Origin of the sequence: Sandaracinobacter sp. (assembly GCF_041909755.1) — a bacterium.
In the GTDB taxonomy this organism is placed as follows: Bacteria; Pseudomonadota; Alphaproteobacteria; order Sphingomonadales; family Sphingomonadaceae; genus Sandaracinobacteroides.
Map to the genome: position 1 here is coordinate 16,873 of NZ_JAYRCW010000027.1, position 11,540 is coordinate 28,412.

The 11,540-nt window shown below is 69.3% G+C and carries 8 protein-coding genes; 4 read left to right on the forward strand and 4 right to left on the reverse strand.

The annotated features are described in order from the left end of the window. Window positions 1–448: putative glycoside hydrolase (locus ACE3O8_RS05720; protein WP_374387699.1), on the forward strand; the 448-nt coding region annotated here is incomplete at its 5' end. A 44-nt stretch (window positions 449–492) separates the two neighbouring features. Here ACE3O8_RS05720 and ACE3O8_RS05725 read toward each other — a convergent pair. Then, on the reverse strand, window positions 493–2,058 hold the full coding sequence (locus ACE3O8_RS05725; protein ID WP_374387701.1) for an aldehyde dehydrogenase (NADP(+)): 1,566 nt from the start codon (window positions 2,056–2,058) through the stop codon (window positions 493–495). 230 nt (window positions 2,059–2,288) lie between these two features. On the opposite strand from ACE3O8_RS05725, the gene ACE3O8_RS05730 reads away from it, so the two are divergent. Continuing rightward, window positions 2,289–2,975, forward strand: a complete 687-nt coding sequence (locus ACE3O8_RS05730; RefSeq protein WP_374387703.1) for a FadR/GntR family transcriptional regulator — start codon at window positions 2,289–2,291, stop codon at window positions 2,973–2,975. Between the two features lie 7 nt (window positions 2,976–2,982). On the opposite strand, the gene ACE3O8_RS05735 is transcribed toward ACE3O8_RS05730, so the two are convergent. After that, window positions 2,983–5,160 carry a hypothetical protein gene (locus ACE3O8_RS05735; protein WP_374387705.1) on the reverse strand — a complete coding sequence of 726 codons (2,178 nt, stop codon included), beginning with the start codon at window positions 5,158–5,160 and terminating at the stop codon, window positions 2,983–2,985. Window positions 5,161–5,203: 43 nt separating this feature from the next. Here ACE3O8_RS05735 and ACE3O8_RS05740 point away from each other — a divergent pair, with 43 nt between their 5' ends. Both ACE3O8_RS05740 and ACE3O8_RS05745 read left to right on the forward strand, forming a co-directional pair. Beyond that, window positions 5,204–6,856, forward strand: a complete 1,653-nt coding sequence (locus ACE3O8_RS05740) for an alpha-L-fucosidase (protein ID WP_374387707.1) — start codon at window positions 5,204–5,206, stop codon at window positions 6,854–6,856. Window positions 6,857–6,883: 27 nt separating this feature from the next. Then, window positions 6,884–8,068: an FAD-dependent oxidoreductase gene (locus ACE3O8_RS05745; protein WP_374387709.1), complete on the forward strand. Its 1,185-nt coding sequence runs from the start codon at window positions 6,884–6,886 to the stop codon at window positions 8,066–8,068. 52 nt (window positions 8,069–8,120) lie between these two features. On the opposite strand, the gene ACE3O8_RS05750 is transcribed toward ACE3O8_RS05745, so the two are convergent. Further along, complete coding sequence (locus tag ACE3O8_RS05750) at window positions 8,121–8,516, reverse strand: cupin domain-containing protein (protein WP_374387711.1); 396 nt, start codon at window positions 8,514–8,516, stop codon at window positions 8,121–8,123. A gap of 64 nt (window positions 8,517–8,580) precedes the next feature. Beyond that, a complete protein-coding gene (locus tag ACE3O8_RS05755) occupies window positions 8,581–11,442 on the reverse strand; it encodes a TIM-barrel domain-containing protein (protein ID WP_374387713.1) in 2,862 nt (953 codons plus the stop codon). Window positions 11,443–11,540: the final 98 nt, after the last annotated feature.

The following is an 11,540-nucleotide window of genomic DNA, read 5'->3' on the forward strand; positions in this document are numbered from 1 at the left end:
GGTGCCCGCCCGCGCGGCGGGCGGCCGGGTGGGCGTGACGCCCACGGACCATGTGGTGCAGGAAGGCGCGCGCCGCTTCGCCATCGAAACGGGCGCAGCCGCCATCGAAATCTCTTCCCACGCGGCCGTCGACATCAGCCGGGAAACCAACGGAGATGTTGCCATCGTCATGTCACTCCGCCGTGACAGTGCGCTTTCCGGACCGATCAGACTGTCCATGCGCGGTGGCGGCAAGCTGGGCGTGCTGGATGCCGCCGCCATCGGGCAGCTGCCGCAGGGCGAGTGGGTGCGGCTGGCGGTGCCGCTGAAATGCTTCGCCGCCACCGGCGTCGGCATGAACAGCGTGCTGATGCCCTTTGCGCTCTCGCTGGGCGGGCCGGGCACCATCTCCATCGCCCGCGTGGCGCTGGGAACGGACTCGGACAAGGTGCTGGACTGCCCGAAATAGCCGGGCGTGCCGGAGCTGCCGGCCCGGCAGCTCCGAAGGGCCGATCAGGCCTTCCGCACCCCGTTCAGCCGCACGGCGACATCGGCGGGTCCTTCGCCGCGCAGGGCGGCGGGGAGCAGGGCTTCGGGCAGGTCCTGATAGCAGACCGGGCGGAGGAAGCGGTCGATCGCCAGCGTGCCGACGGAGGTGCTCCGGCCGTCTGACGTGGCGGGGAAGGGGCCGCCATGGACCATCGCGTGTGTGACTTCGACGCCCGTCGGCCAGCCGTTGGCGAGGATGCGGCCGACCTTTCGTTCCAGCGTGGGCAGCAGCTGCCGGGCCGCTTCATGGTCTGCCGGGTCGGCGTGGAGCGTGGCGGTGAGCTGGCCTTCCAGGGCGCGCAGCACGGCGGCGAGTTCCGCGAGCGAGGCGCAGGCGACGACGAGCGAGGTGGCGCCGAAGATCTCGTGCGCCTGCCCGATATCCGACAGCAGCTGCGCGCCCGACAGGGTGAACAGCCCGGCGCTGCCGCGCGTGGGTTCGGCGGCTTCGGCGGCGACAGCCACTTCGGTCGCGGTGGCGGCAAGGGCGGCCTTGCCGCTGGCATAAGCGGCGTGGATGCCGCTGGTCAGCATCACCTGCGGCGCGGCGCAGCTGACATGGGTGGCGGCTTCGGCGAGGAAGGCGTCAAGCTCTGGCCCGGCAAGCGCAAGGAGCAGGCCCGGGTTGGTGCAGAACTGGCCCGCGCCCATGGTGAGCGAGGCGACGAAGCCCTGCGCCAACGCCGCGCCGCGCGCCTTCAGCGCGCCCGGCAGCAGGATCACCGGGTTCACCGACGACATCTCGGCATAGACGGGGATCGGGACGGGGCGGACAGCCGCGATCTTCATCAGGGCGGTGCCGCCCCCGCGCGAGCCGGTGAAGCCGACTGCGGCGATCCGCGGATCTGACACGAGCGCTGCACCGACATCGTTGGAGGTGCCCTGCAGCAGGCTGAACACGCCGGCTGGCATGCCCGTCTTGCGGATCGCGGCCTCGAAGGCGCGGGCGACCAGTTCCGAGGTGCCGGGGTGGGCGGGGTGCCCCTTCACGACGACCGGGCAGCCGGCGGCGAGCGCCGAAGCCGTGTCTCCGCCGGCGGTTGAGAAGGCGAGCGGGAAGTTGGAGGCGCCGAACACGGCGACGGGGCCGAGCGGGACGGTGCGCAGGCGGAGATCCGGCTTGGGCGGGGTGCGGGCGGGATCGGCGGTGTCGATCCGCAGCTGTTGCCAGCCGCCTTCCAGAACCTCTTTCGCGAACAGGCGGAGCTGGCCGGTGGTGCGGCCGCGTTCGCCCTGCAGGCGGGCAAGCGGCAGGCCCGATTCCTGATGGGCGCGTTCGATCAGGGCGTCGCCGAGCGCTTCGATCTGTGCGGCGACGGCGTCGAGGAAGGCGGCGCGGTCGGCGAGCGGCCGGGCGGCATATTCCTCGAACGCGGATTCGGCGGCGGCGCAGGCGTCTGCGACGTCGGCTGCGGTTGCCTGCGCGAAGCCCGGCTGGGGAATTGCGGCCGCTGCCGAGGGGTTCTGCGCGAGGAAGCGCGCGGCCGTGGCGCGCCATTCGCCGCCGATGAAGAGGTCGCCACTCAGCATGTCTCAAACTCCTGTTCAGATCCGGTCGCGGGCGGATGGGCTTTAGCGCCTTGGGGCCCGCATGCGCCACCCCGCGCCGGGGCATGGCTGCGATATCATGTGCGGGGATAGCGGTATCAATCCTTGCGGATCAACCGCTTCGGCGTGCGCTGCCCGGCGCGCGCGCCTGTTCCTTGCCATTGCCATGCTGCAAATGTATGACTTTACGATGGAATTGCGGGATGGGCAGGATGGCGACTGAAGTGCTTGTCAGCGGCCGTGTGGCGGATGCGCTGGGCGGCGCCATCGTGCGCGGCGAGCATCCGGCGGGCAGCGTGCTGCCATCCGAGCTGGATCTGTGCGACCAGTTCGGCGTTTCGCGCACCGGCGTCCGGGAAGCGTTGAAGATGCTGGGCGCCAAGGGGCTGATCGCCCCGCGCCGCCGGGTGGGCGGCATTGTCACCGACCGGTCACAATGGTCCCTGCTGGACCCGGACGTGCTGCGCTGGATGCGCGGCGCGACCACCGACATGGGGTTGCTGAAGGATCTGGCGCGGCTGAGGCTGGCGATCGAACCGGAGGCCGCGCGGCTGGCGGCGCTGCGCGGGCACGCGAAGGACATCGCCGCGATCCGCATCGCGGGCGAGGCGATGGCGGCCGACCCGGCCAGGGCGCTGGTGGCCGACATCGCCTTCCATGTCGCGCTGTTGAGGGCGAGCGGAAACCGATTTTTCCAGGCGCTGGGGCCGATGGTGGAAAGCGCGCTGGCGATGAGCATTCCCGTCACCAACGAGGTGAAACAGGTGCCCAAGGCCGATGTCGCGCTGCACATGGCGGTGCATGACGCGATCCGCGACGGCCGGGCCGAGGACGCGGCGACGCTGTCGCACGGGCTGATCGCGGAGACGCTGCGCCTGCTGGACGTGGCGGAGGGCTAGGCACGGCCTAGTCGCTGTCGCGCCAGAGGATGCCCCGGCCGTCGGTGCCGACATAGACGCGGCCGAACTGCTTGGGATCGCCGCTGATCACGCGGAAGCGGCCGCCCCACTGGTGGGCGTCGTCGTTCAGGTGCAGCCAGTTGCGGCCTTCGTCTGTTGAGCGCCAGATGCCGCGCGTGCCATCCAGCGTGCCGATCACGAACAGGGTGGCGGGGTCGGTCTCTGCCCTTGGGCGGCCCAGGCCGAAGAACTCCACCTTCATCCGGCCGGAAGCCTTGCGGAAGCGCCTGCCGCCATCGGGGCTGCGCCAGACCTCTTCCCCCAGCCGCAGCCACAGGTCGCCGGCGCGCAGCGGATCGACGACGAGCGTGCGGGGGGCTTCGCGGTTGTAGGTGCGGGCCTTCCACAGTTCGGGCGGAAGGCCGGTGGCAGGCATGCCGATGAAGCTCTGCCCGCCATCGGTGCTGGCGACGATCTGGTTGGCGTTGAAGCGCAGCGCGTAGAAGCGCCGGGGATCGACCTTGTCCGCGACCGGGCAATCCTCCAGCGTGACGCCCTGCATCAGCCCCCAGCTGCGCCCGCGATCGGGGGTGCGCAGCGGAACGGGGGTGCAGACGATGAAGACCTCGCCATCCGCCGAGACATGGATGGGGGCGTTGCCCTCCAGATCGTGGCGCTTGCCGGGCTGATCGTCCGACGGGCGGATGGCCGGCACTTTCAGCGGCTGCCAGCTCTGCCCGCCGTCGGCCGACCAGGCGAGCGTGGCGTCGCGCGGGCGGCCTTCCCACAGGCTGCCTGAGCGCACCCAGATGTCTGGCCGGCGGCCGGCGAAATCCAGATTGTTGGTGTTGGAGAGGAAGGGGTTGAAGAAGCCGGGGCGGGGCGAGGCTGCCAGATCGGCGTGGACGAATCCGGCGATGTCGCCGAAGCCGGATACCAGCGGCGGGCCGGCGGTGGGGCTGGCCAGCGTGATGATCGCCGTCTGCTCGATGCCGGCCACCCAGGGCCGCCATGTCAGCGGGCCGGGGGCGCGGGCGTCGTCTGTCGCGTAGATGGTGGCGCCGGTGACATAGGCGAGGCGGCCGGGCCGGGCGGGATCCAGCAGGACGCCCGCGATCCAGTGGCCGAATTCCGGGCCGGTCGTGCCGCCGGCGGCGGGCTGCCCCGCCAGGAACGGCACGGCGGAGACATCGCGGCGGGACCGGGGCCCAAGATCCTCCCAGCTGTCTCCGCCGTTTCGGGACAGCCAGACGGTGTCGTCCGGGATCCAGCGGCCGACCGTGCCGACGGCGACGAGGCCGTGTGCCGCCGACAGGCCCATATAGCCCGCGCCGCCTTGTCTCTGCGGGGTGATATCCTGCCAGCGATCGCTATCCAGCCGCCAGACGGCGCCGCTGGTGATGCCGTTGGGGCCGATTCCGTCGGCATAGGCGAGGAACAGGCGACCCCCTTCGTCGGCCACGGCCTTCACCGGCAACAGCCCGGCGGGCGGGCCGCCCTGCACGATCGTCCAGCTTTCGCCGCCATCGGTGGAGCGCAGCAGCCGGGGCGCGCCGGGATCGGTGATGCCGGCGTACATCGTGCGGCCTGCAAACAGCACGAAACTCACGCCGCCATGGGTCGGCTGCCGCTCCGCCGGCGTGCCCAGGCCCTTCCACGGGAAGCCCGCCACCTGCGCCCAGCTGGTTCCCGCGTCGTCGGATCGCCACAGACCGTCGTGGCGGGAGCCGAAGAACAGCCGTTGCGGATTGGCGGGATCGACGGCGAGGCGTTCGCCCATGCCGCGACCATCCTCGTTCCCGCCCATGCGGAAGGGGGTTTCGATCACCTCCCAATCCTGCCCCCGGTTCGTGGAGCGGAAGATGGCGGCAGGCTGCCGGGCCGTCATCCCGGCGGCCATCCACACCCGGTCAGGGTTCAGGGGATCGGCGGCGATGCTCTCGATGCCCATGTAGCTGGAAACGGAGTTTGCATCCTGCAGCGGCACCCAGCGGCTGCTGCCGGGATCGAGGCGATAGGCGCCGCCCATGTCTGTCCGCAGGTAGAACAGGCCGGGTTGGGCGGGACTGGCGATGATGTTGGGGGCAAAGCCGCCGCCGCCCACCACGGCGTTTCGCCAGGGGCTTTCGGCCGCCGCTGCGGGTTGCAGCATCAGCAGCGCCAGCGCCGCATGGATTGCCTTCATCGCCTTCCCCCATTTCGCCTTTGACGCATTTCGGGAAATAGGTATGACAATTAAAGTGGAGATGGAAGAGCGGGAGAAACCGATGATCGCGCGGCGGGAGCTGCTGATGGGGGCTGCGGCGTTGCCGTTCGCGAAGGCGGCGCTGGCGGCGAGCCCGATGGGCGTGGCGACCGGCCCGATCGAGGCGAGCTGGGCCGGGCTGGCGGCGGGCTATCGGGTGCCGGACTGGTTCCGGGATGCGAAGTTCGGCATCTGGGCGCATTGGGGGCCGCAATCTGTGCCGGCGCAGGGCGACTGGTATGGCCGCTTCATGTATCTGCAGGGCCACCCCATGTATGCGCATCATCTGCGCACCTATGGCCATCCGGCGGACACGGGGTTCATGGAGATCCAGAACCGGTGGACGGCCGAACGCTGGGATCCGCAGGCGCTGGTCGATCGCTACAAGGCGGCCGGCGCGCGCTATTTCATGGCGCTGGGGTGCCACCACGACAATCTGGATTGCTATGACAGCCGTTATCACCCCTGGAACAGCCTGCGGGTGGGGCCGAAGCGGGATGTGGTGGGGCAATTCGAACGGGCGGCGCGGAAGGCGGGGCTGAAGTTCGGGATCTCGAACCATGCCAGCCATGCCTGGCACTGGTATCAGACGGCCTATGGCTATGATCCGGAAGGGCCGAGACGGGGGGAGCGCTATGACGCCTTCCGGCTGACGGCGGCGGACGGCAAGGGCAGGTGGTGGGACGGGCTGGACCCGCAGCTGCTGTACACCGGGCCGCACATCGTGCCGCCGGCCGGGATTTCCAGCATCGGGGCCATGACCCGCTTCCACGACGAGACCAGCGGCCGCTGGGTGGAGCATGGGCCGCCGATGGACGCCGGCTATGCCGCCCGCTGGCTGCTGCGGCAGGTGGACCTGGTGGAGAAGTACCGACCCGACATCGTCTATATGGACAATTATGCCCTGCCGTTCGGCCCCATCGGGCTGGAGGCGGCCGCGGACTACTATAACCGGGCGGTGGACTGGCATGGCGGCACCGAAGTGGTGCTGACCGCCAAGAAGCTGCTGCCGCATCAGGCGGCCGGGCTGGTGGACGATGTGGAGCGCGGCTTCGTGACCGATATCCGCGACCGGCCCTGGCAGACCTGCACTTGCCTGGGCGACTGGTTCTACAACGAGGCGCGGCTGCGGGACCGCAGCTATGTGCCGGCGGAGCAGGTGATCCAGCGGCTGGCCGATGTGGTGTCCAAGAACGGCAACCTGCTGCTTTCCGTGCCGCAGCCCGGCGACGGTTCGCTGGATACCGAGGCCGGGCGGATCGTGGACGAGATCGGCCGCTGGACCGCCGCGAACGGCGAGGCGATCTTCGGCTCAAGGCCCTGGCGGCGGTTTGGCGAGGGGCCGACCCGGCTGGAAGCGGGCATGCAGACCGAGGGGGCGGCAAAGCCCTTCACGGCGCAGGATATCCGCTTCACCACCAATGGCGGGGCGCTTTATGCCCTGTTCCTGAAGGCGCCCTCCGGGCCGGCGACGATCACCGCCCTCCCGCGATCCGCCGGGCGGGTGGAGCGCGCGACCCTGCCCGGCGGCAGGCCGGTTCCCTTCCGGCAGGATGGCGGCGGCCTGCAGCTGGACCTGCCGCCGGGGCCGGGCATCGTGCCGGTGGTGCGGCTGGACGGCGAGGGGCTGGTGTAGGGGCCGGAAAGCCGACAACAGGGCCAGATGACCATGTCTGTTCAGAACCGGCGCACCATGCTCGCCGGAATCGGCGCACTCGGGCTGGCAGGGTGTGCGCCGAAACTCACCGGGCAGCCCGCGCTGCAGGGCTTCGGGAAGCCGGTTCTGCCGCCGATCGATGTGCGTATGGCGCGCATCACCAACATCAGCGTCTGCCTGAGGCCCTTCCGCGCCGCCGGGCCCCGGATGGATGTGGAGACGGTCGGCGGCAAGCGCGTGGTGCACAATTACGGCCATGGCGGCAGCGGCTGGTCGCTTTCGTGGGGCTCTGCCGCGATCGCCGCGGCGAAGGCGATGGAAGGCGGCACGCGCGACGTCGCCGTGATCGGCTGCGGCGCCATCGGGCTGACAAGCGCCATCACCCTGCAGCGCGCCGGTGCGCGGGTGACCATCTACGCGAAGGAACGGCTGCCGCAGACGCGCTCCGCCCGGGCAACGGGCACATGGTCCCCCGCGTCGCGGATCGCGGATGTCGCGCGGATGGGCGCCGGTTTTCCCGCGCTGTGGGAACAGATGGCCCGGGCGTCGTGGGCGGCGCATCTGGGCTATGTCGGGATGGCAGGCGAGCCGGTGCTGTGGAGCGACCTGTATATCCTGCACGACGCCGACCGGTCGCTGCCGTCCCCGCCCCCGGCAGGCGCGATCGATTTCGCCCACTTCCCCGGCCGCCTGCGGGATCTGACCCCCCGATCCCGTCCGCTGACGGCACAGGACCATCCCTTCCCGGTGGCCGAGGCGCGTCTGGCGCCGTCACTGACGTTCAACATTGCCGAACTTGGCCGCCGGCTGATGGCCGACTTCCTGATGGAAGGCGGCCGCATCGAGCCGATGGTCTTCCATACGCCGGCCGACCTCGCCCGGCTGCGCCAGCCCGTGGTGGTGAATTGCACCGGATATGGCGCCCGCGACCTGTGGGCGGACGACAGCATCATCCCCGTGCGCGGCCAGATCGCCTGGCTGCCCGCCCAGCCGGAGCTGAGATACTCCATCTTCTATCGCAACATCAGCCTGCTGCCCCGGCCGGACGGCATCGTGCTGCAACAGGCCGGCCCCAGCGAAATGTTCGGCTATGGCATCGCGGACGAGACGCCGGACAGGGCGGAGGCCGAAGCGGCGGCTGCCGCAATCGCGCCGCTGTTTGCCGGGCGGGCCCCGGCGCGGGCGGGATGAGCATGCCGGCGAAGCGCCGCGTGCCAAAGGCTGATGCGCGGCCCCCCGGCGGCTACTCGGTCGTCTTGCCATCCCAATGTTCGTGGGCGGCCCCGGCTTCGGCGGCGGTCTTGTGGATGGTTCCGTCCACATGTTCGGGCGGGCCATAGATGGTGTAGAATTTCAGCGGCGTGCTGCCCGTGTTCCTGACATTGTGACGGGCGCCGCCGGGCACCACCACGCCGAAGTGGGGGCCGACCTTGTGCCAGGCCTTGTCGATCAGCACCTCGCCGGCGCCGGTTTCGAAGCGGAAGAACTGGTCGCCGTCTTCATGGACTTCCTCGCCGATCTCCTCGCCCGGCTGCAGCGACATGACGACCAGCTGCAGGCGGCTGCCGGTGTAGAGGACATGGCGGAAATTGCCGTTGTCCTCGGTCACCTGCTCGATGTTGTCGACATAGCCCTTCATGCGCTGCTCCTTCACTGTGCCGTTCGGCAATGCGGACGGGTGTGGCGGCCCGCATTGCGCGAAGTCAACCTTGGGGGCGGCGTTTCACCCGGATGGCGCGGCCGGTGTAGGTGACGGTCTGATCGGCGGCGCCGTTCAGATCCAGCGCCCGCCCCGGCGTTTCCCAGCGGATGTTGACCTGCTGGGCGGCGGGCATCCCCGCCCACCCCCGGCCTTCGCGCGGGGCGAGGGTGAGGGTGCCGCTGCGATCATCATAGCGGATGTCGATGCGGCTGTAGGCGCCCTTGCGGAAGGCCTCGCTGCTGCCGTCGTCGTCGTAAAGCGAGAACTGGCCGTCTGCGCCGGTATAGACATGCAGGGTGACCGGCGCGCCGGGCTTGTCTGCCACATGCTGGCGGACGGGGCCCATGGGAATGATCGCGCCTTCGCGCACGAACAGGGGCATGCGCTCGAACGGGGCGGCGGCGTTGATGGGCTGTCCGCCGGCAAAACGCTCGCCGCTGTGGAAATCCGCCCAGCGCACGTCGCCCGGCAGCCAGACCTGCCGTTCGCGCGCCTTGTGGACGATGACAGGGGCGACGAGGAAATCACGGCCCAGCAGATACTGATCCGTCACCTCGCGGGCCTTCAGGTCGGCGGGGAAGTCCATCGCCATCGCCCGCATCATGCTGCCGTCTTTCCAGTAGGTGTCGGCGGCAAGGCTGTAGATCCAGGGCAGCAGCCGGTAGCGCAGCTCGGTATACCAGACCATGGAGGCGCGCATGGGCGAGCCTTCGGGCGAGATTTCATAGATTTCGCGGTGCGGTGGCTCCCCATGGCTGCGGAACAGCGGGGTGAAGGCGCCGAACTGGAACCAGCGCAGGTTCAGCTCCTGCCATTCGGCAAGGTCTGCCGAGCCGGGCTTTGCGTTGAGGAAGCGATCCTCCAGCGCGAAGCCGCCGATGTCGTGCGTCCAGTTGGGCACGCCCGACAGCGACAGGTTCACCCCCGCCGAAATCTGCGCGCCGAGATCGAACCAGCGGCTGGCGACATCGCCCGACCAGAGCGCGGAACTGGTGCGCTGGATGCCGCCGAAGCCGGAGCGGGTGAGGATGAAGGGGCGGACATCGGGCTTCAGATCGCGCCAGCCGGCGACGACGCCCTCGGCATGGACGAGGGGGAAGCTGTTGAAGAATTCAGCGCCAGGGCCGCGCGCCGTGGGGCCCATGGTGGCGATGCGCTCCTCGATGGAGAGGTTGGAGTGCATGTCCGGCTCGGTCGCGTCCAGCCACCAGGCGTCGAAGCCGTAGGTGGCGAGCCGTTCCTTCACCTGCCGCCAGTAGATGGCGCGGGCCTCGGCCGAATAGGGATCATAATCGGTGTTGAGGTAACCGGGGCCGACCCAGTCCTTGTTCCCCATCTCGAGATTGCCCCTGTAGACGAGGCCCTTCGCCGCCAGTTCCTTGTAGGTGTCGGTCGTCGGGTAGAATTTCGGCCAGACGGAAATCATGATGCGGGCGTTGGCGGCATGCACCTCGTCCACCATGGCCTGCGGATCGGGGAAGCGCTTCGGATCGAAGCGGTGGCTGCCCCAGTCATCTTCGCGCCAGTAGAACCAGTCCTGCACGATGGCATCCAGCGGGATGTTGAGCTTGCGATAGGTGCGCACCACGTCCAGCAGCTCGGCCTGCGTGTTGTAGCGCTGGCGCGATTGCCAGAAGCCGTAGCTCCACTTCGGCATCATCGCGGACTTGCCCGTGAGGTGGCGCAGCCCGGCGATCACATCGTCCATGCTGCGGCCCGGCACATACCAGTAATCCACCGCACGGCCGACATCGGAGGTGAAGCGGACAGACTTGCGATCGGCCTCTGCCTCGGGCTCGGCATGGAACAGCGCCATGTAGCCGGCGTTGGGTTCCCATTCGAGGCGGATCTTCGCGGGCTTGCCGGCGGGCAGGTCCACATCCGCGTTGGCGAACCAGGGGTTCCAGTTCTGCCGCCAGCGATCCAGCACCAGCCGGTCGTTCACATAGAGGCGGTAGTGGCTGGAGCCATAGAGCTGGAAGCGGTGCAGTCCGGCGGCCGACGGGGTGAATTCGCCCGACCATTCGACGCGCTGGGTTTCCACCGCATTGCCCGCGGTGTTCTGCCCGCTGGTGGCGGCAGTGGTCTTCGCCTTCGCGGCCTCCGGCCAGTTCGTCTGGTCGCGGATGAACTGGTAGTTGATGGTGGCTTCCTGCCGCTCGACGGCGAGGCGGCTGCCCAGATAATAGCGCGCGGTGAAGCCGGGCTTGCCGTTCGACATGACCTTCGTGGCGGAACCCAGAAGCGGATAGGCGACCGGGCGGCCGAAACGGCTGATGCCGTCATTGTCCCACAACAGGCCGTAGTTCTTCGTGGAGACGATGAAGGGGATGGCGATTTCCATATTGTGCTGGGCAAGCTCCACATCCTCGCCCAGCTGGTTCATCACGCCCTGCTGGTGCTGGCCCAGGCCATAGATCGCCTCGTCCGTGCCGCGGTTGAACTGCGCCGAGACGGAGACATAGGGTTTCCCATCGACAGTCACGGGCGCGAACATGGGATCGGCGGCTTGTGCGAGCCGCACGCCGCCGTCCGGCGCAAGGAAACGGACATGGCCCGTCTTCAGGTCGATCTCGGCAGTGTCGCGCGTGGTCTGCACCAGCACCCGGCCGTTCGCCTCGCGGGCGCTCCACCTTGTCGCGGCGGGCGGGGCGGGCGCCATCAGGCTGCCTTCGCGCGGGGCCGTCGCCTGATGGGGCGCGGCGACGACATGCAGGATGCCGTCGCCATGGACGCTGACCGTGACGGTCTTCGCGGCGCCGGAATCGGGCGAGACGGACACGCCGTTCGCAGTGCGGGTCCAGCTGGCGGCCTGTGCGGTGCCTGCCAGCAGCAGCGCCATCAGCGCGGCGGTCTTCGTCATTTGTAACTCCCCATCGTCACCCGCAGCAGGGCGGGCGTTTCATTGAATGTCAGGCCGTAATCGACCTGATCGCCGTTCCACACGCGGCTGGCGACCCA